The organism is Haloarcula rubra (genome assembly GCF_019599465.1).
Lineage (GTDB): Archaea > Halobacteriota > Halobacteria > Halobacteriales > Haloarculaceae > Haloarcula > Haloarcula rubra.
In genome coordinates this window covers 70,968-93,961 of the sequence record NZ_RKLR01000003.1, presented here as the reverse complement: position 1 = coordinate 93,961, position 22,994 = coordinate 70,968, and the positions used below count along the sequence as shown (strand labels likewise).

At 63.5% G+C, this 22,994-nt stretch carries 25 protein-coding genes; 8 read left to right on the top strand and 17 right to left on the bottom strand.

Annotated features, from left to right (window positions below; genetic code table 11):
- The first annotated feature begins 45 nt into the window (after positions 1 to 45).
- A complete protein-coding gene (locus EGH21_RS08805) occupies positions 46 to 372 on the top strand; it encodes a DUF5789 family protein (RefSeq protein WP_220618106.1) in 327 nt (108 codons plus the stop codon).
- Here EGH21_RS08805 and aglJ read toward each other — a convergent pair.
- A complete protein-coding gene (aglJ, locus tag EGH21_RS08800; protein WP_220618105.1) occupies positions 369 to 1,403 on the bottom strand; it encodes an S-layer glycoprotein N-glycosyltransferase AglJ in 1,035 nt (344 codons plus the stop codon). The two genes, EGH21_RS08805 and aglJ, sit on opposite strands and share 4 nt — an antisense overlap.
- Positions 1,404 to 1,507: 104 nt before the next feature.
- Between aglJ and EGH21_RS08795 the strand changes: the two genes are divergently transcribed.
- Complete coding sequence (locus tag EGH21_RS08795) at positions 1,508 to 2,623, top strand: CobW family GTP-binding protein (protein WP_220618104.1); 1,116 nt, start codon at positions 1,508 to 1,510, stop codon at positions 2,621 to 2,623.
- Here EGH21_RS08795 and EGH21_RS08790 read toward each other — a convergent pair whose 3' ends face one another.
- Together EGH21_RS08790 and EGH21_RS08785 are read right to left on the bottom strand one after the other, a co-directional pair.
- The gene (locus EGH21_RS08790; protein WP_220618103.1) at positions 2,624 to 2,782 is read right to left on the bottom strand and encodes a hypothetical protein; all 159 of its coding nucleotides are present in this window, start codon (positions 2,780 to 2,782) and stop codon (positions 2,624 to 2,626) included.
- Positions 2,783 to 2,847: 65 nt separating this feature from the next.
- Positions 2,848 to 4,005, bottom strand: coding sequence for a glutathione-independent formaldehyde dehydrogenase (locus tag EGH21_RS08785; RefSeq protein WP_220618102.1), 1,158 nt, complete (start codon positions 4,003 to 4,005; stop codon positions 2,848 to 2,850).
- Between the two features lie 336 nt (positions 4,006 to 4,341).
- Between EGH21_RS08785 and EGH21_RS08780 the strand changes: the two genes are divergently transcribed.
- Entirely contained in the window at positions 4,342 to 5,184 is an 843-nt protein-coding gene (locus tag EGH21_RS08780; protein ID WP_220618101.1) for a TrmB family transcriptional regulator, read from the top strand.
- A gap of 3 nt (positions 5,185 to 5,187) precedes the next feature.
- Here the strand turns inward: EGH21_RS08780 and EGH21_RS08775 are convergent, their stop codons facing one another.
- The 6 genes from EGH21_RS08775 to aglG form a co-directional block, all read right to left on the bottom strand.
- Positions 5,188 to 6,624, bottom strand: a complete 1,437-nt coding sequence (locus tag EGH21_RS08775; RefSeq protein WP_220618100.1) for a lipopolysaccharide biosynthesis protein — start codon at positions 6,622 to 6,624, stop codon at positions 5,188 to 5,190.
- A 152-nt stretch (positions 6,625 to 6,776) separates the two neighbouring features.
- Positions 6,777 to 7,679 (bottom strand): alkaline phosphatase family protein, encoded by a 903-nt coding sequence (locus EGH21_RS08770; protein ID WP_220618099.1) that lies wholly within the window; start codon positions 7,677 to 7,679, stop codon positions 6,777 to 6,779.
- Positions 7,680 to 7,749: 70 nt separating this feature from the next.
- On the bottom strand, positions 7,750 to 9,183 hold the full coding sequence (locus EGH21_RS08765; protein WP_220618098.1) for a sulfatase-like hydrolase/transferase: 1,434 nt from the start codon (positions 9,181 to 9,183) through the stop codon (positions 7,750 to 7,752).
- Between the two features lie 27 nt (positions 9,184 to 9,210).
- Positions 9,211 to 10,362 carry a glycosyltransferase family 4 protein gene (locus EGH21_RS08760; protein ID WP_220618097.1) on the bottom strand — a complete coding sequence of 384 codons (1,152 nt, stop codon included), beginning with the start codon at positions 10,360 to 10,362 and terminating at the stop codon, positions 9,211 to 9,213.
- An 87-nt stretch (positions 10,363 to 10,449) separates the two neighbouring features.
- Positions 10,450 to 11,571 (bottom strand): glycosyltransferase, encoded by a 1,122-nt coding sequence (locus tag EGH21_RS08755; protein WP_220618096.1) that lies wholly within the window; start codon positions 11,569 to 11,571, stop codon positions 10,450 to 10,452.
- Positions 11,562 to 12,500: a glucosyl-dolichyl phosphate glucuronosyltransferase gene (gene aglG / locus EGH21_RS08750; protein ID WP_220618095.1), complete on the bottom strand. Its 939-nt coding sequence runs from the start codon at positions 12,498 to 12,500 to the stop codon at positions 11,562 to 11,564. The genes EGH21_RS08755 and aglG overlap by 10 nt, the downstream gene beginning before the upstream one ends.
- Positions 12,501 to 12,596: 96 nt before the next feature.
- Here aglG and EGH21_RS08745 point away from each other — a divergent pair, with 96 nt between their 5' ends.
- Positions 12,597 to 15,665: an oligosaccharyl transferase, archaeosortase A system-associated gene (locus tag EGH21_RS08745; protein ID WP_220618094.1), complete on the top strand. Its 3,069-nt coding sequence runs from the start codon at positions 12,597 to 12,599 to the stop codon at positions 15,663 to 15,665.
- Between the two features lie 21 nt (positions 15,666 to 15,686).
- Here EGH21_RS08745 and cutA read toward each other — a convergent pair whose 3' ends face one another.
- Both cutA and EGH21_RS08735 read right to left on the bottom strand, forming a co-directional pair.
- Complete coding sequence (cutA, locus tag EGH21_RS08740; RefSeq protein ID WP_220618093.1) at positions 15,687 to 16,004, bottom strand: divalent-cation tolerance protein CutA; 318 nt, start codon at positions 16,002 to 16,004, stop codon at positions 15,687 to 15,689.
- Between the two features lie 41 nt (positions 16,005 to 16,045).
- Positions 16,046 to 16,225 (bottom strand): HEWD family protein, encoded by a 180-nt coding sequence (locus tag EGH21_RS08735; RefSeq protein ID WP_220618092.1) that lies wholly within the window; start codon positions 16,223 to 16,225, stop codon positions 16,046 to 16,048.
- 87 nt (positions 16,226 to 16,312) lie between these two features.
- Between EGH21_RS08735 and EGH21_RS08730 the strand changes: the two genes are divergently transcribed.
- Positions 16,313 to 16,864 carry a class I SAM-dependent methyltransferase gene (locus EGH21_RS08730; protein ID WP_220618091.1) on the top strand — a complete coding sequence of 184 codons (552 nt, stop codon included), beginning with the start codon at positions 16,313 to 16,315 and terminating at the stop codon, positions 16,862 to 16,864.
- On the opposite strand, the gene EGH21_RS08725 is transcribed toward EGH21_RS08730, so the two are convergent.
- From EGH21_RS08725 to EGH21_RS08715, 3 genes are read right to left on the bottom strand one after another with little or no spacing between them, the layout of a single operon-like run.
- Positions 16,861 to 17,316, bottom strand: coding sequence for a DUF7992 family protein (locus EGH21_RS08725; protein WP_220618090.1), 456 nt, complete (start codon positions 17,314 to 17,316; stop codon positions 16,861 to 16,863). The two genes, EGH21_RS08730 and EGH21_RS08725, sit on opposite strands and share 4 nt — an antisense overlap.
- Positions 17,317 to 17,347: 31 nt before the next feature.
- A complete protein-coding gene (locus EGH21_RS08720; protein ID WP_220618089.1) occupies positions 17,348 to 17,785 on the bottom strand; it encodes an acyl-CoA thioesterase in 438 nt (145 codons plus the stop codon).
- Between the two features lie 51 nt (positions 17,786 to 17,836).
- Entirely contained in the window at positions 17,837 to 18,112 is a 276-nt protein-coding gene (locus EGH21_RS08715; protein ID WP_166969704.1) for a PadR family transcriptional regulator, read from the bottom strand.
- 253 nt (positions 18,113 to 18,365) lie between these two features.
- On the opposite strand from EGH21_RS08715, the gene EGH21_RS08710 reads away from it, so the two are divergent.
- From EGH21_RS08710 to purM, 3 genes are read left to right on the top strand one after another with little or no spacing between them, the layout of a single operon-like run.
- Positions 18,366 to 19,892 carry a TraB/GumN family protein gene (locus EGH21_RS08710; protein ID WP_220618088.1) on the top strand — a complete coding sequence of 509 codons (1,527 nt, stop codon included), beginning with the start codon at positions 18,366 to 18,368 and terminating at the stop codon, positions 19,890 to 19,892.
- Complete coding sequence (locus EGH21_RS08705; protein ID WP_220618087.1) at positions 19,889 to 20,527, top strand: zinc metalloprotease; 639 nt, start codon at positions 19,889 to 19,891, stop codon at positions 20,525 to 20,527. Before EGH21_RS08710 ends, EGH21_RS08705 begins: the two co-directional genes overlap by 4 nt.
- A 48-nt stretch (positions 20,528 to 20,575) precedes the next feature.
- Positions 20,576 to 21,586, top strand: a complete 1,011-nt coding sequence (gene purM / locus EGH21_RS08700; protein ID WP_220618086.1) for a phosphoribosylformylglycinamidine cyclo-ligase — start codon at positions 20,576 to 20,578, stop codon at positions 21,584 to 21,586.
- A 4-nt stretch (positions 21,587 to 21,590) separates the two neighbouring features.
- On the opposite strand, the gene EGH21_RS08695 is transcribed toward purM, so the two are convergent.
- From EGH21_RS08695 to EGH21_RS08685, 3 genes are all read right to left on the bottom strand, one after another.
- Positions 21,591 to 21,737: a hypothetical protein gene (locus tag EGH21_RS08695; protein ID WP_220618085.1), complete on the bottom strand. Its 147-nt coding sequence runs from the start codon at positions 21,735 to 21,737 to the stop codon at positions 21,591 to 21,593.
- A 150-nt stretch (positions 21,738 to 21,887) separates the two neighbouring features.
- Positions 21,888 to 22,430: a CBS domain-containing protein gene (locus tag EGH21_RS08690; protein WP_220618084.1), complete on the bottom strand. Its 543-nt coding sequence runs from the start codon at positions 22,428 to 22,430 to the stop codon at positions 21,888 to 21,890.
- 51 nt (positions 22,431 to 22,481) lie between these two features.
- Positions 22,482 to 22,850, bottom strand: a complete 369-nt coding sequence (locus EGH21_RS08685) for a DUF555 domain-containing protein (protein ID WP_220618083.1) — start codon at positions 22,848 to 22,850, stop codon at positions 22,482 to 22,484.
- Between the last annotated feature and the right edge of the window lie 144 nt (positions 22,851 to 22,994).

Sequence of the window (22,994 nt, the reverse complement as noted above, 5' to 3'; positions counted from 1 at the left end):
AGCAGAACACAGGATTTTCCATCCCCTAGGCCGTGACACCAACTAATGGGAGTACGGCCACCTGCCGACGACAGCGACGAACCGGACGTCATCGAGTTCGGTATCGCGGCACTCGACGCCAGACTGAGCGAGATAGCCATCGAGTACCCCGCGGACGCTCGGACGGTCCGTGAGCGTGCCGGCCACGTCGAGGTGCCGTACGACGCCACCGGCCACTCAGTGACGGTGGCGGACGCACTGGACGAAGCGGACGTCCGCGAGTTCGAGAACGAACAGGAACTGCTCAACGCGCTCCACCCCGTGTTCGAGCGCAAGCGCGAAGCCACGGGCACGAGTCTCCTCTCGCAACTACGCTCGCTGGTCCCCTTCTAACCCTGCCGGTCCCCCGCGGAGACGGCCGTCTCGGTGTCGCCGTCCCCCCCGGTCCCGTCCTCGTCGCTGTCGCCGAACTCGACGGCCGCCGACGGCGGTTGCTGGCCGCCGAGTCGGTGGGCGATGTCCTCCAGCCGTCGGGTCTGTTCCCGGTTGACGGTGACGATCATGTCCGAGAGGACGCCGAACATCAGCAACTGGATGCCCAGAACGATGGCGATGCCGCCGACCATCGCGACGACCTCGTGTGAGATACTGTTGACCACCCAGTCGTAGACGACGAACGCGCCCAGCGCGACGCCGAGGCCGATGGAACCGAACCCGACGCTCCCGAAGTAGAAGAGCGGGTTGTTGGTCTTGGCCATCCGGTAGAGCGTGACGATGATGGTCCCGCCGTCCCGGAACGGCCGGAGGTTCGTCTCGGACTCGTCGGGTCGAGGCTCGTAGGTGATGGGGACGACTTCCGTCCGCAGGCCGTGTTTGACGCACTCGACGGCCATCTCCGTCTCGATGCCGAACCCCTCCGAGGAGAGCGAGAGGCGCTGGAAGGACTCGCGAGTGAACGCCCGGTATCCCGAGAGGATGTCGGTGAGGTAGTGGCCGTGGATGACCGAGAACGCCCAGTTGATTACCTTGTTACCCACCTGATTGAGTCGCGTCATGGCGCCCGGTCGCATGTCGGCGAAGCGGTTGCCGATGACGTGGTCGGCCCGCCCCTCGAACAGCGGTTCGAGCATCCGGTCGGCCTCGTCCGCTCGGTACGTCTCGTCGGCGTCGGCCATCAACACGAACTCGGCGTCGACGTGACGGGCGACGGCCTCTCGGACGGCCTGCCCCTTGCCGCTGCCCTGCTGTTCGACCACCCGAGCGCCGGCCTCGCGGGCGATGTCGGGCGTCCCGTCGGTCGACCCACCGTCTATCACCAGTACGTTGCCGAACCCCTGGTCACGGAACCCGCTGACGACGCGCTCGATAGTCTCGGCCTCGTCGTAGGCGGGGAGCAACACGCAGACGTCGTCACGGTCGGCCATTACCCGAAGTCTACCACGCTCGCCCAAATAAATACGGGTCCACGGTCGGCGGCTTTCGAGCGTGGACGGGAGGTTGATAACGCCGTGGGACGAGGTGACACAGTATGAGCTCAGTCACGAACGCTGACACGATACCCATCACCCTCGTCAGCGGACCGCTCGGGGCCGGCAAGACGACGCTCGTCAACCGCTTGCTCGACGACCCCGGCGGGCGGCGCATCGCCGTCGTCGTCAACGACATGGGCGAGGTGAACGTCGACGCCGAGCTGTTGGCCGAGGACGCCGAAGAGGGCATCGTCGACCTCTCGAACGGCTGTATCTGTTGTCGGTTGCAGGACGACCTCGTGACCGAGGTGACACGACTGGCCGAGTCTCGGTCGTTCGACTACCTCGTCGTCGAAGCGTCGGGCATCAGCGAACCACTCCCCATCGCGCGCACGCTCACCGTCGGCACGGAGGCGGGGAGCCTACCCGAGCAGTTCCAGCTCGACACGACCGTCTCCGTCGTCGACGCGTACGGCTTCTGGAAGGCGTTCGACCCCGAGGCGTCGCTCCCCGACGCCGCACCAGACCCCGAGCGACCGCTGACCGACGTGCTCGTCGACCAGATAGAGTTCTGTGACGTGCTGTTGGTGAACAAGTGTGACATGGTCCCCGACGACGCGCTGGAAGACGTCGAGGCGGCGATTCGAGAGCTCCAGCCACGGGCGACCGTCCACCGAACGACGTACAGCGACGTGCCCCCGGACGCCGTCCTCGGCACGGGCCTGTTCGACTTCGAGGCGACGAAACGACAGCAGGGGTGGAAGCGAGCGCTGGCAGAGGCAGAGTCTGACCACGGGGACGGGCACGACCACGGCGACCGGTCGGCGGCCGCGGCCCACGGGGTCGACTCGTTCGTCTACCGACGTGAGCGGCCGTTCCACCCGGGTCGGTTCGACGCCTTCCTCGACGAGTGGGACGGCAGTATCGTCCGCGCGAAGGGGTTCGCGTGGGTCGCGAGCAGGCCCGAGGCGGTGCTGGGCGTCAGTCAGGCCGGGCCGTCCGTGCAGGCCGGCCCCATCGGCGAGTGGGGCGACGACGACCCGGCGACGCGACTCGTCTTCATCGGTCGCGACGTCGACGAGACGGCGCTGACGGCTCGCCTCGACGACTGTCTGGCGACGGCAAAAGAACGCGAGGCGACGTACGATTCGGACCCGTTCCCGCGGGAGGCCTGACTACGTCCCGTAGCCGACCTCGTCTTTCAGGTCGTCCCACTCCTCGTGGAAGCCGTACGTCGACTGTGACTCCCCGGCGACGGCGTTCTGGTACGTCTCGTCGTACTCCAGTAACTGCGTCCAGCCGTCGTGGAACCGGTAGCTACAGTACTGACACATGTGTCACCGTAGTGGACTGTCCTGCTTAGCGGTATCGGTCGAAAAAACGACTGGTGGGGGCCGGGCTACGGTTCGAGCAAGACCTTCGTGACGCCCTCTTCCCGGTCGTCGAACTTCTCGTACATCTCCGGGGCCTGTTCGAGCGAGACCCGGTGGGAGACGACCCAACTGGGGTCGGCACGGCCCTCGATGATGAGGTCGCGCAGTTCCCGGTTGTAGGACTTCACGTTACACTGGCCGGTGCCGAGTTTCTGGCCCTTCTCGAAGAGGAGGCCGAAGTCGATGCCGAGACGACCCTGCGCGGCCATCTCGTCGGGTGCACCGGGGTCTTCCGGGACGTACAGGCCCGGAATCCCGAGTTCCCCGGTCGGTTTCACCGTCCGGATGAGGTTGTTGAGGACCACCGCCGGGTTCTCGCGGGCGGGGTCGTAGGCGTCGTCGGCCTCCTTCTCGGGATCGATGGCCTGATAGCCGACGGCGTCGACGCCTTTGTCGACCTCGCCGCCGTGTTCGTCCTTTATCTGTTCGACCGGGTCGCCCTCCTCGAAGTTGATGGCCGTCGCGTCGCAGTGTTGCTCGGCGAGTTCGAGGCGACTCGGGACGCGGTCGATGGAGTAGATCTCCGCTGCACCCTTGATCTTCGCGCTGTACGCGGCCATCAGTCCGACCGGCCCCGCGCCGTAGATGGCGACGGAGTCGCCCGGTTCGAGGTTGGCGAGTTCCGTGCCGTGCCACCCCGTCGGGAAGATGTCCGCGAGGAGCGAGAACGCGTCCTCGTGCTGGTCGCCCTCCGGGAGTTTCAGGGCGTTGAAGTCCGCGTACGGGATGCGCAGTTTCTCCGCCTGACCGCCCTTGTACGGCCCCATGGCGACGTAGCCGTAGGCGCCGCCGGCGAACCCGGGGTTGACGTTCGTACAGAACCCCGTGTAGCCGTTCTCGCAGTTCTCACAGTGGCCGCAAGCGACGTTGAACGGCGCGACGACGCGGTCGCCTTCCTCCAGCGTGCTGACCGCCTCGCCCACCTCGCTGACGATTCCCATGTTCTCGTGTCCGAACACGATTCCCGGCTCTGCCGCAGTCCGCCCCTCGTACATGTGGAGGTCGGACCCGCAGATGCAACTCGTCGTGATGTCGATGAGTACGTCGTTCGGGTGTTCTATCTCCGGTTCGTCTACTTCTTCGATGGCGACGTCGTGTGGTCCCTGATACACGACAGCGTTCATGGACATACAGTTGACAGCTCCGGCAGGACTGTCGAAGGGAGATTATTTACCAATATTCGTTACATATATAGCGTCGCCCGAAGGGGCGTCTCTGTCGGCGTTCGCTCGTGCCGAATCCGACCGGACCCGTCCTCACTCCTCGCGCTGTTCGCTGATGTGTTCCCAGATCTCGGTGCACCCACACCCGTCGTCGACGTCGGCGAGGTGCTCGTCGTCCCGTTCGGTCGGTACCGGCTCTTGGTTACTCACGTTGCGAGTAACTGTAGTGTTCGGTCGGCATATACTTTCCGGCGCTACTCCCGCGCGTTTTACCTTCCCGGGGGCGAACGAAGGGCTATGACCGACGCGTCCGACGTGTTCGACAGCGTTGGGCTGACCGAGTACGAGACGACGGCGCTAGAGGAGTTGCTGTCGCTCGGACGGACCACCGCCCCGAACCTCGCCGAAGCGACCGGCATCCCGAAGGCGCGCATCTACGGCGTCCTCGACTCGCTGGCCGACCGCGGGTTCATCAAAGTGATTCCCGGTCGCCCGAAGGAGTACCAGCCGAAATCCCCCGAGGAGATTCTCGACCGCGCCGTCGAGAACCGACGGCAGGAGTTCGAGGGGTTCGCCAGCGACATCGACGCCCATCGCGACGCCTTCCTCGCGAAGTATCGCCCGCGGTACGAGCGTGCGAGCGAGGACATCTCGCCGACCGCCGAACTGTTCCACGTCGTCGACGTCGGCGCACCGAGCGAACGGGAGACGCGCCGCCTCTACGACGATGCCGCGGACACGCTCCGGGTCATTACCAACAGTTTCGCCTACCTCGACAGCGTGTCTCGGGCGCTGGCAGAAGCCGTCGACCGGGGCGTCGACGTCGCCGTCCTCTTCCTGCACCCCGAGAAGTTACCGGCGGAGAAAGCCGCGGTGCAGGCGGAAGTGGTGGAGCGGTTGGCCGAAGAGTTCCCCGAGGTTGGCGTCCGGTTCAGCACGGAGAAACTGCCGTGGCGCGGGACGTTGGTGGACCCGAGCATGGACTACGAGGGTGGTGAGGCGATTCTACTGGTGGAGGAACCCGACGTACCGAACCACATGCGACAGGCCGCGTTGACGGAGAACGGATCGTTCGTCGCGGGGATGAAGCGGTACTTCGATCTGGTGTGGGAGTACGAGAGTACGGCGACGCCAGACTGACAGTCAGATTAGGCCGGCGTCGCGGGTAATCGCTCGAACCGTTCCCCGGAACGGTTCACTGATGACCAACAGCGTCGCGAAGTAGGTTCCACCACCCAGCGCCACGACGAATATCACGTACCCCCACCACCGGAGTGGGAGCAGTTCTCGCGCCGTGTAGACGACGGTACCCATCACGAGGCCACTGACGGCCTGGTGAATCACGGGTTGAGGGATGAGGGTCAGAGAGGGGACGAGCGAGCGCACGAGATACGCCGTCGTCACGTACCCGACAGCCTCGCTGATGATCGTTGCGACCACCACACCGATAGGACCGATGGCAAAGAACAATGCAACGCCCAGTAACAGGTTCAAGCCGAACACAAGTCCAGAGATACGGAGGTTGAGGTCGGGCCGGTCGAACCCGTCCAGCGTCGATCCCAGCACGGTCTTCTGGGACCGGAACAAATGAAACAGCGCTAAGCCCGCCACGAACGCACCAGCCCCAGAATACTGGTTACTGAAGAGCGTCACGATAACCGGCGTCCCGACGGTAAGCGCGCCGACGAACAGTGGGAGCGCGATGATACTGACGTACGAGAGGTTGTTCTGGATGTCGTTCTCGACGTCCTGTTGTTTACTCCGACGATTGCTGATGCGCCCCATCAGGCCACTTCCAGCGACGCCGGCGACGAACATCGCCGGCGTCGTCAACCGGAGTGCAACCTCGTAGTTCCCAACGATACCGGGGGTGGCGAGGAACGCCAGTAGCAAGGTGTCCATCCGGTTTTGGGCGGTGCTGAAAAATCCGTTCGGGATACTCGATCTTGCGAACCTAGATACGCTGCGTACAGTCTCACGGCTAGGGAATTCGGGACGGATGCCGAGCAGATATATTACAACTGGGGCCGCGAGCAAGTTAGCGATGACCATCCCGCCGACCATCCCGACGACACCGAGGCCGGCGAGGACGAGAGCCCCCTGTGCGAGCACCCGAACCACGTCCCGGCCGGCGATCATCCACTGGCTCATGCCGAACTGGGCACTTGCTTTGAGTATCTCCAGGGTTCCGACGTAGGTAACCATCCCGAGAAAGAGCAGGGAAAGGAGCGCCCAGCCGTCTGGTTGGCCAGTGAACTGAGCAATGTACGGCGCGGCCAGCCACGACCCCAGTGTGACGGCGATTGCAGCGACTAACACCCCGAGCAACGTGGATCCGACTGCTTCGCCTGCCGGGAACCCCTCCTCTGTGAGCCGTTTCCGACACGCGTTCGCCCACCCCGTGACTGGGTTATCAAGTACCGACACGGTGGCCATCAAAATGTAGAACGAACCGTAGCCGTCGGGGCCGAGTACCCGGGCGAGCACGATGGCACCGAGGAATGCGACGAGCATCGTCACGACTCGGCCGATGAAGCCGATGCCAACCTGCACGCCGAAATCAGTGTCGCCGATACTCATCTCAGGTGGACGGTACTGGCGCGAAGACAATTTGTTGACCGAGCGCTGCCGACAGCAGGTCGGCGATTATCCGGATATCCATAACCGTATTCAGCTGTCTATGGATCCGACGAGCGGTAGCGCCGTCCCACCAACCAGTCCGGCACGACAATTCATTCGATGTACCCCAATTCGCGAAGTTGTTCCTCCGGGAGGTCCGTGGCCGTCCGCTTGGTATCAACTGCTTGGATATTGTTTTCGACCCAACTTTTGACATCTAAGGCGTGTTCTGGCGGTGAGTCAAGCGTGGTGCTCGCGATAGCACGCCAAGAGTGCGTGCCGTAGTCGTCGTCTTCTTCAACCCACGAAACCTCCATCCCATGGTCACTCAGAATCAACAGTTCGTCGTCCTCCCCAAGTGTGTCACGGACTTCGCCGACACGTTCGTCTACGTCCTCGTACACTTCACGGTAGCTCTCCCTGTCTTCGGGGTAGAGATGGCCGAGTACGTCCAAGATGTGGATGTGAGTCGCGGCGATTTCTACGTCCTTGGACATTGCTTCGTGGATCCAACCGAACTTGCTGGCGGCCTCGGTGTACGCCTCTCGGATGAACGTCTCCTTCGAAATCTCGTCGTCTTTCGCCTGCGCGAACAACCGCCAAATGTACTGCAGGGCTTCGTTTCGGTAGACACCCGGCCAGTTGTGCACCGCTCTGTACTCTCCATCGAGGAACGTCGGGTCGTCAACAGTCAGTAGGGTCCACTCCTGATCGGTGCTACTCTTGATGAGGTCGCCGACGGCGCTCCGAATAGATCCACTAATGTTCAATTTATGTGCGACGCGGGAGAGTCCGGTCAGCGCTGCGCTATCCCAGGAGCCGTGGCCGGTTACACCGTGTTCGGTCGGGTGCAGACCCGTCGCGATCGACGGCCAAGCTTCGCCCGTGTGTGGGTGGTCCAGACGGTGGGCGACCGACTCCATCTTGGTGTGGTTGTCAAGCAATATATTGTCGCAGGAGAACTCCTCCGCGTGTCGGATATCGGCAGCATCTAGGGCCAACACCACGAGTACCATATCAGACAAACCCTCGCTTCAGATATAAATACGTCCTCATTCGTCCGTGAGAGGGGGGACCTCTGTCGTCTTACCTGAGGTAGCCGAGTTCTGAGAGCCTGTCCTCTACCTCGCTCGTCACTTCACCTTGCGTTGATCTTTTGAGATCAAGTGGTGTCAAATCGGCAAAAGTCAGTTCAACCATTTTTTCGCCACCGCTCTCGATATGTTCTGATACCCTTGTTCCATCGATGACTTCGGTAATCGAGTCTGTTCCTCGCTGGGCGTACTTTTTGACGCCTTCGTCGGTCTGTTCGTACACGGCACGCCACGGTCCATAGTAGTCTTCTCGTGCCTCACTGCTTCCATCGAAGATCCCGTCGTCCGCTTCGAGGAGTCTGTCCGTCGACGAGACGACTGGCCCCTCTGGGACGAATGAATCGGTTCCAGCAGTCCCGTCTAGGACCGCCTCGACTGTGGAAGGGAACTCGGTTAGTGAGGCCAGCCGGTCGACAATCGCGGGGTCCGTCTGATCGGGGTACTTCACCAGAAGTGGAACGTGTGTGAGGACTTCGTCGATACCCCAACTGTGGTCTACTAGTCGGGTCCGTCCAGTCAGCCGACTTATTTCTCCGAATCCTTCTCCGTGGTCACTCGTCACGATGATGATGGTGTCGTCATGCACGTCGTTGCGTTTCAGGCCTGTAATGATTTGTTCGACGAACCCGTCGAGTTGCCGTATTGTCCCGTCGTAGAGGTGTTCGAAAGCTTCCAGTTGCCACCAGTGTCGGCCCTGAATAAACTCGTTGGCAGGCGGTTTTTGGAATTCGGAGTGCAGCGCCTGCAGTTTCTCACCGCCCCAGAGGTCGTGTTCTGGTGACGGTTCGTACGGGAAATGAGCATCCATCAGGTTGATGCAAGCGGCCCATGGGTCGGTTAAATCATCTGACCAAGAGAGGAACTCATCAACGAGGTCACTAGATGTGACAGTGTCTGTGGCTTCCCCCCGCTCTTTTTTATAAAAGTGATGTGCGCTGTTCAAGATTGCTTTGACTGTGGAATCGTCCTGGAAACACCGTCGGAGATTTCCGGCTATGCCCTCGTGTTTGACTACGTCGGCGGGACTGTGTGCCACGGGAAAGAGCTTCGATTTGTTATCGACGAATTCGTCGGTGAATCGATCGTCGAAAACGTCCGCGAGGTTCGACGAGTGTGCGACCACGGGATTAGTGGTGAATATGCTGGTCCGGTAGTCACGCTTGTTGAGCGTCTCCCAAATGGTCGTCTCGGGTTTGAGCTCGTCCTCGTGTCGTTTCACTTGGTGCTGCTCGACGTGGGCACCGGTCCAAAGACTGGCATGACTCGCGACACTGTGGATACCGGGCGCTCGGGCCTGCGTGTAGACGGTAGCACGGTCGCTGTACGCTTCGAGAAACGGGGTCGTCTCACGGTGGTAGTCGTACAGACTGACGTTTTGCGCGCGGACGCTATCGAGGACTATCAACAGGACATTCACGTCAGTCATCCATCGGAATAGTGTGACACGGTCAGTTCACGATTTCGGTTTCATGACTGTCTGCTTGGTGGTCCCTGCGAGCAACTCCTCGTACAGAGCGACGATGTTTGCTGTCACTTTGGCAGGTGCGTACGTCTCGTTGGCGAACGTACGGTTGCGCTCACCGACGCCTTCCATCTCAACAGCAGTCGATATTGCGTTGGCAAGTGCATCAGGTTCACCAGGTGGACATTTGAGCGCCTCGTCTTGGACGATATCGCTCGGTCCCCCGACGTCGGTGCAGACGACCGGTAAGCCCGCCTGCATGGCTTCGAGGACAGTTCGACCGAACGGCTCAGGCCAGACCCCCGGATGAACAAATACGTCCGCCGTCGCGTATTCCGTCGTCAGTTCGTCGTAGTCGACGTGGCCGGTCAACATCGTCCGGTCTGTGAGACCAAGGCTCTCCGTTAGCTCTCTAACCTCGTCCATGGCCGGCCCGTCACCGACGATACGGAGCGAGTAGTCTGCAGGTAGCTCCGCCAGCGCCCGGACGAGGTCCCCGACGCCCTTCCGATGAGATATCTCGCCGACGTAGAGGAGACTCTTGCCAGCTCCAGACTCCCGGTCGGGAACGGTGAACTCAGGATCCAGCATGTTCGGAACGACACGGATTCGGTCTGGCGGAACGCCGTGTGCTGCGTAGATATCGCGAACAGCAGTGCTTATCGCGACGAACGCGTCGATTCTGCTCATCGCCTGCAGCATCAGACGTCCCGTCGTGGGGTGGCCGATCAGTTCGTAGAGACGTTCTAACGGACCTGGGTCGGTATTCGAGACAGATTTCGGAAGGAAGTGATAGGAGTTCAACGTCGCGACTGTGGCGTCAACGTTTCCTAGCCCTAACAGCCCAACGATAGGGTGTAACTCCATATTGTATGCGTGCAGGACGTCGACCTCAGATAGTTGGTCTTTGAGATGATAGCCAGCTTTGAGATTCTGCCATTCGGTCACTATCGATGAGGCGCGACAGAGGCGCTGGATCTCGATGCCGTTCCGACGTTCGACCGTCTCGCCGTCGAAACTAAACACCGTGACTGCGTCTACCGCGGCGTGAACGGCCAACTGTTCGGCGAGCAGTTGGGCGCTCCGTTCACCACCGCCCTCGACGTTGGGTGGGTATCGCGGTGTGACGATTCCGACGCGCATGAGAGTTGCTTGCTGATACCCTCAGTGGATACGGTGATTAATTTTGTCGTTTCGGAGGCTAGAGAGGAGCTGGCAGAACGTGGTGGGTTAGATTTTGCTCGCTGAAAAGTCACACCAGTACGTTTGGATGTCATCCCGAAGTTGTGACTCGAATGCTTCGGCGCTGAACTTTTCGGCAGTCCTGGCAGGGTTCACAGTGAATGAGTCGTTCGCGAATCGTTCCACCACGCGACCGATGCCGTCGGCCGACCCGTCGTGGGTAAGCCCGTTCACCCCGTCAGTAACGTAGAGTCCGGGAAACCCGTCGTCCCGGGCTAGAACCGCTTTACCGCTGGCGTTGGCCTCGATAGGGACGATGCCGAAGTCCTCGTTCCGACCGTTGAACACGACGGCGCGACAGCGAGAGAGCAAGTCGTATTTTTCATCTTCGGTGACGAAGCCGCGGTAGTCGATGTTCGGTGCCTGTTCGAGACGTTCTGTGACCGCGGACCCAACGTCGCCCATCCCGCCGGCGAACACGAGTTCGTGGTCTGTCCCGGCGAACGCGTCGACGACAGCGGGGACACCTTTCTCTTGATCAAGTCTCCCGAGATGGAGGTAGAAACCGTCGTCGCCGTTGTTCTGGTAGGCGTCCAAGTCGATCGGTGGATACAGTACCGTCGCCTCGCGCTTGTAGTACTTCCACAGCCGCCGCTCGATAATCGGGGAGTTCGCGAAGTAGCGGTCTACACGAGGGTCGATGGTCATGTCTCGCTGGCGCAGATACCGCAACAGTGGTCGCGTGAGAACCCCGGTAAGTGAGTCTTTCCGGTCGTGATAGAGATCGTAGTACCAGCGAGGCGGCGAGTGGCAGTAGTTGATGTGGAGTGTGTCGTCGGGCGTGATGACCGATCGTGTCGTCGCACCGGACGTGACGAGGACGTCCGGGTCACCGAATGATCGCCAATCGACATCCTCCCACTGGGCGTACTCGAAGACGCGACCGGCACGACGCTGTACCCTGCGCACGCGAGGTGTGGAAAGCGAAGGCGTCACGTCTTCGAAGCTGACAGCACCGTACGGGTTTCCCGACTCCGGGTCAGGCTCGCCGAGCGTGAATACCCGGTCGATGTCGAGGGCTTCGGCGAGTCGCGTCACGAGGTACTCGGCGCCGCCCCACGAACGGACGTGCCAGTGGGCGACGGCGACGTCGAGGTCTGCTAGCGCCATACGACCACTCCGTATCCGTAGCCCGCGGCAACGGCCCCGGTCAGGACGAACAGGAAGACCAACTGGAGGAGGCCAGCGACCGACGGCGACCGGACGAGCCTACCCACCCTGTCGGGCACGAACGAGAACAGCAGGTCCCGAAGGAAGTCGGATTCAGCGCCGGTCGACTCGGGGACGAACACCTCCATGCCGCGTTTCGAGTACCCCTGCCAGAACGCCCGGTCGACGAGCCACCCCGGGTCCGTCCGGTAGTCGAATATCTTGTGTGCGACGAGCGCGTCGGGGACGTAGTAGACCCCGGTCCCGTACTCGCTCTGCAACCGGGCACACAGTTCCGTCTCGCCGCCCTGCAGGTTCTTCTCGCCCTGTCGGCCGCCGATGTCGTCCTCGAACCCGCCCAGTTCGAGGAACACGTCGCGGCGGAACGAGATGTTCGACCCGAACGTGTTGCGGACCTCGCCAGCCTCGTCGGGGTCGCCGTCGGGGCCGAACCCGCGGTTGGTGACGCCGACGAGCCAGTAGAACTCCTCGGGGAGGAAAGCGGGCTTGCCGGCGACCCATGCCGGGACCATACGGCCGCCGACGGCGAGGCGGTCCTCGTCCGCTTCGTAAGCCGCGACGAGTTTCGCGATCCACTGCTCGTCGGCGACGGCGTCGTCGTCGACGAACGCCACGACGTCGCCAGTCGCCAGTTCCGCGCCGTTGTTCCGACTCTCCAGTAGGCCGACGTTCTCGTCGTTGCAGTAGGTGAGCACGTCGTCGCGGTCACCGAAGTCCGCCTCGTACCGTTCGTAGACCGCCTCGTCGCCGTCGGAGACGAGGACGAGTTCCACGCTGTCGTACGACTGGCGGAGGACGCTCTCGGCCGCCGCCCGACAGTCGTCGTACCGCTCCATCGTATGTGTACACAGGACGACCGAGACGCGCATGCACGCTGGTGCATCCCGGGTGCTGTTAGGCGTTTCCATCCCGCTGTCGGGGAGAGGTCAAAAGGCTTATGCGCGCGTTAGCAGTGATTCGGACCAATGAGTCAATCGCGGGGCTATCTCGACGACTACCCCGAACTCGAGTCCGCCCTGGACTGGGTACAGGAGTGGTACCACGTCCCCACACTCCTGGTACTGCTCGGGTTCATGCTGTGGAACAGAGCCAGAAACGTCTCGAACTTCGTCGTCGACGGAGAGGTGCTGTTCAGCGGGCAGGACCCGTGGTACCACTTCCGCTCGACGATGTACGTGGTCGAAAACTGGCCGGCGACGATGCCGTTCGACCCGTGGACGTACTTCCCGTACGGCAACGCTTCGGGGCAGTTCGGGACGCTCATGGACCAGGTCTTCGCGACGATAGCGCTCGTCGTCGGTCTGGGGTCGCCCTCCGAACAGACCGTCGGGATGGTCGCCATCGTCGCCCCGGCAGTGATGGGCACCGCCGCCGCGATTCCGACCTACTACATGGGGCGTCGCCTCAGCGGTCGACTCGGCGGCGTCACGGCCGTCGTCGTCCTCGCGCTGTCCGCCGGGACGTTCCTCCAGCGAGGCCTCGTCGGAACGTACGACCACCAGGTCGCCGAAGGGCTCCTGCAGGTGACGGCCGTCTTCGCCGTGATGGTCGCCATCAGCGTCGCCGAACGGGACAAACCCGTCTACGAGCAGTTCCTCGAACGCGACGTCGACGCACTCCGGGACACCGTCGGCTACTCGCTGCTCGCTGGCGTCGCCATGGCGCTGTACCTCTGGACGTGGCCGCCCGCCGTCCTCCTCCTCGGCATCCTCGGTGTCTTCTTCCTCCTCTGGCTCACTATCGAGTTCGTCCGCGGGAAGAGCCCCGAGCACGTCGGCATCGCTGGCGCCGTGATGATGGGTTCTGTGGCCGTCTTCGAACTCGCCGTCATCAACACGCTCTCTATCACGGCGACCGAGCACTCGCTGCTCCAGCCACTGCTCGCGTTCGCCATCGCCGGTGGAACGGTCTTCATGGCGTGGCTGGCCCGGTTCATGGAGGCCGAAGACTACGACCGGAACCTCTACCCGGTCACGGTCGGCGGCATCATCGCCGTCGTCGCGGTGCTGATGGCGATTCTGACGCCGGACCTCCTGAGTTACTTCGTCGACCAGGTCCTGCGTGTCGTCGGGTTCACGTCCAGTCCGTCCGCGACCCAGACCTCCGTCGGTGAGGCGACGCCGCTCCGGGACCCCGGCGTCCTCTACCGGTACTACGGGCTGGCGCTGTTCGTGGCTATCACCGGCGCGCTGTACATCGCCGGCAAGCAACTGCTCGACCGAGACGCCCCCGCGGAGCAGTTCCTCGTGGTCGTCTGGGGCGCGTTCATCCTCGCGGCGTCGTTCACCCAGATTCGATTCGGCGTCTATCTGGTGTTCCCGGTCGCCGCACTGACCGCCTTCGTCGTCGGTCGGGTCGTCGAGTGGATAGACTTCTCGGCCGACGAGGGTGTGGAGTTCTATCAGGTCCTCACGGCCATCGCACTCGTGTTCACCATCGTCGGTCCGCTCGTCTTCGTCGCGCCGTCCGCCGCCGCCGTGGGGGCGAGCGCCGCGCCGGGCAACGAGGCACAGGGCTGGAACGACGGGCTGGACTGGATGGAAGAGAACACCCCTGCCGAGGGCGCGTACGGCACCGGCGGTGACGGGACGCTGGAGTACTACGGGACCTACCAGAACACCGACGACTACGACTACCAGTCCGGCGAGTACGGGGTGATGTCGTGGTGGGACTACGGCCACCTCATAACCGTCGAAGGCGAACGCATACCGAACGCGAACCCGTTCCAACAGGGGACCGACGTGGCCGCCAACTTCCTGTTGGCACCCAACGAGAGCCAGGCCAACGACGTGCTGAACCAGGTCGACGAGGACGACGCGAAGACCCGCTACGTCGCCGTCGACTGGAAGATGACGAACGTCTACGGGGGAATGAGCGGCGGGAAGTTCTTCGCCCCGCCTCGGTTCTACGACGTCTCGAACGTCTCTGCGAGCGACTACTACCGCTCTATCTTCACGAACCCACAGACGGGACAGCGGTTCAAGTACCGCACGCAGGCCTACTACGACACGACGGTCGTCAGGCTCTACGAGTTCCACGGGAGCGCCGTCCAGCCACAGCCGGTCGTGCTCGACTGGCGACTCGCACAGCAGAACGGACGACAGTACCGTGCGCCGCCGTCCGACGGCCGTACCATCAAGACGTTCAACACGATGGAACAGGCGCGTGCCTACGTGCAGAACGACTCCACCGCACAGGTGGGTGGCTTCGGGTCCGTCCCGAGCGAGCGAGTCCCGGCGATGGAGCACTACCGCTACGTCGGGTCCAGCGAGCGCAACGCCTACGAGTCGAGTTCCCACAACAGAGGGATGCTCGTCGAGTCACAGAGTATCGGCGTCCGGTTCCGGCCCGCGACGAACGGGACCTGTTCGCCCAACGCGACGGCGATGCCGCTCAACGGGCGCACGTTCTGTATGCCCGAAGCGTCGACGAACCTGATGAGTCAGAACAACCCCGCGTGGACGAAGGTGTTCGAGCGAGTGCCCGGTGCGACCGTCGAGGGCACCGGCCCCGCGAACACGACGGTGACCGCGTCCGTCCGGATGCGGAACCACCAGACCAACGAGACGTTCGTCTACCGCCAGCAGGCACAGACGGACGCGAACGGGAACTTCGAGATGACCCTCCCGTACTCCACGACCGGCTACGACCAGTGGGGGACCGAGGAGGGGTACACGAACGTCAGCGTGCGTGCCGAGACGCAGTATCAGTTCACCGCGAGGGGGACACAGAACGGCAGTCCGATGGCGTTCGCCGGGACGACCGACGTCTCCGAAGGGCAGGTCATCGGCGAGAACGAGACGGCCGCGACGGTAGAACTGGAACCGCTCTTCGAGCGCCAACCGGACAACGAGAGCAGCACCAACTCGACGGACGAGGCGCTGAGCAACGAGACATCGACGAACGAGACGTCGACAAACGAGACGTCGAGCGGGGACTCGACGACGGAGACGGCCACCCCGACCGAGACGGCGACGGCGACGAGTACGCCCGGCGCGTTGGCCGAACCGGCGACGATTCAGGCACGGCCCTGAGCGACTGACGACACCCCTCTTCTACGCAGTCTCGTCCGACTCGACGGCACCCTCGCGCCAGTCACGGAACCGGTCGAGAACGTCGTCCTCGTCGAATCGTTCGATACACGGCACGTCGTACGGGTGGCGTTCCTCGACGCGGTCGACGAGCGTTCCGTACCGGTCGTCGGTCGTCTTCGCGAGCAGTATCACCTCGTCGTCCTCGTGGACCGCCCCGTCCCATCGGTAGACGGAGGTACAGTCGACCAGATTCACACAGGCAGCGAGGCGGTCGTCGACGAGCGTCCGGGCGATGTCGGTCGCGGCGTCCCGCGGTGCAGTGACGAAGGCAGTCGGCATGTCCACGCAGACAGCCGCGGTGAAGAAGAACGTTCGGCCAGTTACTCTGCCAGCGGGTTGAACGACCCGTTGATGTCCCACTCGTGGAGGCAGTGGGGATTACCCGAGCGTTTCTCGCCGTCTTCGACGACGATGCGCCAGGTGTTCGCGTCCTCGTCCCATACGTCACGTCGGCCACAGCGTTCACACTCCCGTTCGCTGGGCGAGACGATAGCTACCATACTCGAACGGAGTACATGAGCAGTTATCAGCGTGCCGGTCCCGTACGGGGGTGAGGGTTTTGTTCGTAGGCGAACTACCTCGAAGGGATGGGATTCCACACCTTCGACGTCGACCGGGCCGAGGAACTCGAAGACCAGAGTCGCTACGAGTACGTCTCCGTCGACGAGTTGCTCGCACTGTTCGACCCGGGACCCGACGACGTGGTCGTCGACCTCGGGAGCGGGACCGGGTTCTACACGGACGACGTCGCCGCCGCCGCGGGCACCGTGTACGCGCTGGACATCCAGTCGGAGATGCACGACCTGTACCGAGAGAAGGGGATGCCCGAGAACGTGGTGCCAGTGACCGCGGACGTCGAGTCGATGCCGGTCGAGGAACCGGTCGACGCCGTCGTCTCGACGATGACGTTCCACGAGTTCGCCACGCCGGCCGCGATGGAAGCCGTCGCGGACGTGCTGGCACCGGGTGGACGCGTCGGGTTCGCCGACTGGACGCGGGCCGGTAGCGGCGACGACGGTCCACCGGTCGACGAACGGTACGCCGCGGCCGACGCCGTGGAGATGTGCGAGGCGGTCGGTATCGAGGTCCACCGCGCCGAGGACCGACGCGAGACGTTCGTCCTCGAAGGGTCCCTCTAGAAGTCCGGGAGGTCGCCGGCGTCGACCTCGTCGGGTTCCCAGTCGACGTACTCGTCCTTGATCACGTCACAGACGACCTGCCCGAGTTCGGTGAGTCCCGCGTTGATAGACGACACCGTCTCCCACGAGTCGACGTCCGGGTGGATGTCGCGTTCGCGCCAGTCCTCGGGGAGGCCCGGAGCGTGGTAGCCGACGCGGCCGGCGAACGAGTCCCAGAAGAAGTCGAACTCCGCTATCAGGTCGAGGTCGGTGACGACGGCCCACGCGTCCTCCTCGAGCGACGTGTCGGCCGCCCAGCGTTCGAACGCGTCGGCCCACGCACCCTCGTCCAGTACGTCGGCCAGTTCGTCACGTCGATACTCGTCGCCCTGTACCTCCACGTCCTCGTAGTCCTCGGCGTCCATCGAACTGGAGAGCGCGGGGCGGTCCGGGACGGGTACGTCGAGTGCCATAGGCCGTGTTCGACACCGAGCGGCATAAACGTCAACGCTCGCCGTCGAGGGCCGCCGCCCGGAGGTCCCGCCCTCGCTCCGAGTCTACCGTGAGGTCGGGAACGGGGAGCGGGTCGCCCTCGTCGTCGACGGCGACGTAGACCGAGTACGACTCGGTCGTCGGTTCGCGCTCGCCGGTCCGTGGGTCCTCGCGGGCCGCCTTCAGGCGGACCTTGATGCTCGTCGTCCCGGCGTCGTAGACGTACGCCTCGACGACGGCCGTGTCCCCGACCGGAACGGGTCGCTTGAAGTTCACCTGGTCCATGCGGGCGGTGACACAGCTCTCGCCGGCGAAGCGCATCGCGGCCATCGCCCCCAGTTCGTCCATCCACTTCAGCACGTTCCCACCGTGCGTGGTACCGAGGTGGTTGGCGTGGTTCGGCTGGACCATCCACCGGTTCTCCAGACGCGTCTCTAAGAGGTCGACCATACGGGCTACTCACCGACCCACTCAGTTCAGTGTACCGACGCCAACCGATTGTCAGGCCGTGACGTACTGCGACTCCCAGTCCTGTCGGGCGTCGAGTTCGCGCTGGCCACGGCGTGTCAGTGTGTAGAAGTTCGTCCGACGGTCACGTTCGCCCTTCTCGACGAGTCCCTTCTCGACGAGCGTGTCGAGGTTGGGATAGAGTCGACCGTGGTTGACCTCGCTCTCGTAGTAGTCCTCGAGTTCGTCCTTGATAGCGAGCCCGTGCGGTTCGTCCAGTCCGGCAATCACGTACAGCAAGTCGCGTTGAAACCCAGTCAAGTCGTGCATGTTTCCCGATAGGTCAGTCGAACCCGAGACGTATGATTATTGCTGAGTAAAAGGTGAGTAGATTACGATATAGTAAGTCGCCGCTGTCGTGCATTTACGCCATTCATGAAAGCGAAAATTAACGTCGAAACAACAGATATTTGAGATACATCGTTCACGTATCTGTCGCTACACCTACAATCTGCATTCGTCCGTCGTACGGCATCCTCGCCGACCCGACAAGGGTAAAGGAAGCGACTGTGTAACGCGGGTGATGACCGAACACGCGGCGTCGGCGGGCGACGACCCTCCAGCCCCGTCCGGCGACGGGTCCGTCACCGTCGTCGGGACGGCGCACGTCTCCGAACACAGCGTCGAAGAGGTCCAGTCGACGATAGCGGAACGACGACCCGACATGGTGGCCGTCGAACTGGACGAAGGTCGCTACCAGCAGATGAAGGGCGAGACGCCCGACGACTTGGACGCGAGCGACCTCCTCCGTGGGAACACCGTCTTCCAGTTCCTCGCCTACTGGATGCTGTCGTACGTGCAGACGCGGCTCGGCGAGCGCTTCGACATCGAACCCGGCGCGGACATGAAGGCGGCCATCGACACCGCCGAGGAACTGGGACTGGGAGTCGCGCTGGTCGACCGGGACATCCAGACCACCGTCCAGCGGTTCTGGGCGAGGCTGACGCTCCGCGAGAAACTCACGCTCGTCGGCAGTCTCATGGCCGAACTCGGGCCGCCGCTGACCGTCGGCTTCACCGTCGGCTCTGTCTTCGGCTTGCTGGGTGCCGTCCTCGCGACGACGCTCGGCGGGCCGTTGCTCCTCCCCGCCGGTGTCCTCTCTGGAACCATCGGCGGCACCGTCGTCGGCATACTGGACGCGGTGCTGGTTGGCGTCGTCGTCACGACACTGGTCGGAGTGCCCATCGCGGCGCTGCTGACCCGAGTGCGGGCCGGCGGCGAGGACGTCGAGGAGTTCGACCTCGAAGAACTGACCGACACCGACGTCGTCGGCGCGATGATGGAGGAGTTCCGCCGGTTCTCGCCCGGCGGCGCCGAGGCGCTCATCGACGAGCGAGACGCCTATATCGCCCACCGACTGGTCGGCCTCCGTGAGGCCGGCTACGACGTGGTGGCCGTCGTCGGTGCGGGCCACCGCGAGGGCATCGAGCACTATCTCGCACACCCCGAAGAACTGCCACCAATCGACTCACTCACCGGGAGAGAGACCGGGAGCCGGTTCTCGCTCTACAAGGTGGTCGGCTACCTCATCACGCTGGGCTTCCTGGCCTTCTTCGTGTTGCTCGCGATGGCGGGCGTCCGCGACACCTTCCTCCTGCAGGTGTTCGCCGCGTGGTTCTTCATGAACGGTATCGCCGCCGCGGGCCTCGCTCGCCTCGCCGGCGCTCACTGGAGCAGTTCGCTCGTCGGCGGCGGCATCGCGTGGATGACGAGCGTCAACCCCCTGCTGGCCCCGGGGTGGTTCGCCGGCTACGTCGAGCTGCGGTACATCTCGGTCAACGTCGGCGATATCGGCAAGCTCAACGAGATTCTGGCCGACGAGGAGGCCCCGATTCTGGACCTCGTCAAGCGCCTGCGGGCCGTCCCGCTGTTCCGACTCATCCTCATCGTCGCGATGACCAACGTCGGGAGCATGCTCGCGAGTTTCGCGTTCCCTGTCGTGGTGTTACCGTATCTCGCCACGCAGGACCGTGACGTGGCGTGGGTCGTCTCGAAGATGATAGAGGGTGCACAGAACAGCGCCGACCTCGTATGGGGGCTCGTAGCATGAATCTCACCTTCAGTCGGGACGAGGTGCAGGACCTGCTGATAGCGTGGCTCGCGCTCGGCGTGGCCTTCACGCTCCTCCTAGAGCGTGAGCTACGGTCAGCACTGCTCGGGCAGGTTGGCGGCCTGACCCTCTCGGCCGTCGTCCAGACGCTCGTCGTCTCACTGTTGACCGTCGGCGTCGGCTTCCTCCTCCACGAACTCGCCCACAAGGTGGTGGCGGTCAGATTCGGGCAGGTCGCGGCGTTCAAAGCCGACTATCGGATGCTCGGGTTCGCCATCGTCGGTGCGCTGATCGGCTTCCTCTTCGCCGCGCCCGGTGCCGTCGTCCACCGCGGGCGCATCACCGCGCGGGAGAACGGCCTCATCGCGCTGGCCGGTCCGGTGACGAACATCCTGCTGGCCGTCGTCTTCTTCGTCCCGTTCGTCGTCGCCCTCCTCGCGGGCACCTCCGGCATCCTCTGGGACCTCGCCCGCCGTGGCCTCCAGATAAACCTCTTTCTGGCGGGGTTCAACATGCTCCCGTTCGGGCCGCTCGACGGCCGGAAGGTGCGTGCGTGGAGTACGCTCGTCTTCCTCGCCGTCGCCGTCCCGTCGATTCTGCTGGCCGTCGGCGCGCTGTTCCTGATTCCGTTCTGAGCGGGCGCGAACGATGGCCTTTTGCCCGACCCACGCACCGTCTCGGGTATGACCGACGACACGAGCGAGGCCGACGCCTCGGAGGAAGCGGAGGGACTGACCTACGCCGAGACGGGCGTCGACATCGACGCGAGCGAGGCCGCGACGAAAGCGCTCATCGGCGCCGCCGGTGAGTTCGAAGGTGATTACGCGGGCCTCGTCGACATCGGCGACCAGTACCTCGCGCTCGCTACGGACGGCGTCGGGACGAAACTCCTCGTCGCCGAGGCCATCGGCGACTACTCCACTATCGGCATCGACTGCATGGCGATGAACGTCAACGACCTGCTCGCGGCCGGCGTCGAACCCGTGGCGTTCGTCGACTACCTCGCCGTCGAGACACCCGACGAGGAGACCAGCGAGGAGATCGGGGCCGGCCTCCGTGCGGGGGCGAAGCGGGCGGGTGTCGCCCTCGTCGGCGGCGAGACGGCGGTGATGCCGGACGTCATCAAAGGGCTGGACATCGCCGGCACCTGTGCCGGTCTCGCGCCGAAGGACGCGGTGTTCCCCGGCGAAGCGGAGACCGGCGACGTCCTGGTCGGGTGGCCATCCTCCGGCATCCACTCCAACGGCCTCACGCTCGCTCGCGAGGCCGTGACGCGGAATCACGAGTACACCGACCCCTTCCCCCCGAACCCGGACGTGACCATCGCCGAGGAACTGCTCACGCCGACGCGCATCTACAGCGAGGTACTGGAGCCGCTCCGCGACGTAGAGACCCACGCGGCGGCCCACGTCACCGGTGGCGGGTGGACGAACCTCACGCGGATGGGCGACCACCGCTACGAGATTACGGACCCGTTCGACCCGCAGGCGGTCTTCGGGTTCGTCCAGTCCGAGGGCAACGTCGACGACGAGGAGATGCACCGGACGTTCAACATGGGTACCGGGTTCGTCGCGGCACTCCCCGAGACGGACGCCGAAGCCGTAGTCGGGGCCTCCGAAGACGCACGAGTCATCGGGCACGTCGAAGAAGGTGACGGCGTCGTCGGCGTGCGCGGACTGGAACTGCGAGAGTGACTACTTAGACAGAGACGCGGTCTGACTCCGTCTCTTTCTCTGCGATGCGCAACTGAAGTGCCTGCCGCAGATGGTAGCGTGTGGTGTCGTCGTCGGCCTCCTCCAGCGCGGCTTCGAGGTGAGAATCGAGGGACGTCTGGGTGGGTTGCATAGGTGTGACGCTCGTGAGTCCAGCGAGCGAGCCTATATAACGATACGACCGTTTTGTCGGCGCTAACCGTTCTTAGGACCCGTATAATGTTTACAGGCGGGGTTTCAGCGCTGATACGGAGACCCCCGCTCCCCAGCGACGCAATAGTCGTCAGCTAACCGTCCGGGCCATGTCGGCCTCGGTGATAACGCCGACCGTCTGGCCGTCTTCGACGACCATCACGGCGGCGTTGTGGTTGAGGTAGGCGTCCACCTCGTCGATGGTGGCGTCGGGTTCGACCGTCGCGATAGACTCGTGCATCACCTCTGCGACCGGCAGGTCGCCGACGTTCTCCTCGGGTCGCTGGCGGATGTCGGAGTTGCCGATGAGGCCCTGTGGCGACCCGTCGCGGATGACGGGCACCTGCGAGTACCCTTTCTCGTCCATCAGTGCCTTGCTCTCGTGGACGGAGTCGTCCGGTTCGACGCTGACCACCGGGGAGTTCATCACGTCACGCGCCCGGACGATACCGCCCTCGGCCTCGTCGAGGGCGTTGACGATGCGGCGGAGCGTCGACAGTCGCGGGTCGACGTCTTCCCCTTCGATGCGGGCGATGAGCGGTTGTGAGACGTCCGCTCGCTCGGCGAGTTCGCTCTGGGTCAACTCCAGTTCGTTTCGCCGCTCCCGCAGGTCCTCGGGCGTCGGTAGTTCCATGCCCCTCTATAACTAGAGGTTATACAAAAAGCCACCGCCTCTCGGAGCCGCTCAGGCCTCGGCGCCGCTCTCCTCGTCTTCCTCGGTCTCGAACACTTCGATGACCTTCAGCGGGACGTCGCGGAGCGCGCCACCGATTTCGCTCTTCGCGATGCGCTGGGCGTGCTCCATGGACTCGGCGTTGAACACGTCCATCTCCAGCACCAGCCCGACGAGCGCGGTGTCGGCGGCGATGAACGCCGAGTCGAACGGTTCCCCACACGCCGGACATCCGGTCGCACCGACCTCGACCTCGACGTAGTCCATCTCGGCCTCGTTGAGGCGTTTCCCTGCTTCGCTCACCGCGACGCCGATGGCGTCGTCGATGTCGTCTACGTCACGGACCAGCCAGGCTGCTTCCATCGCAACGAGGTAGTTCATACACGTACTCTGGTGACCCGACTATTCGGTAGTTTTGGTTCGCGCCCGGCGCGCACCTCACCGTAACTATCGCCATAACTTATGCGAACGTCGACGCGTTCCAACGCGCCAGTTACGGTCGACCGGTCGAATCACACACATGTA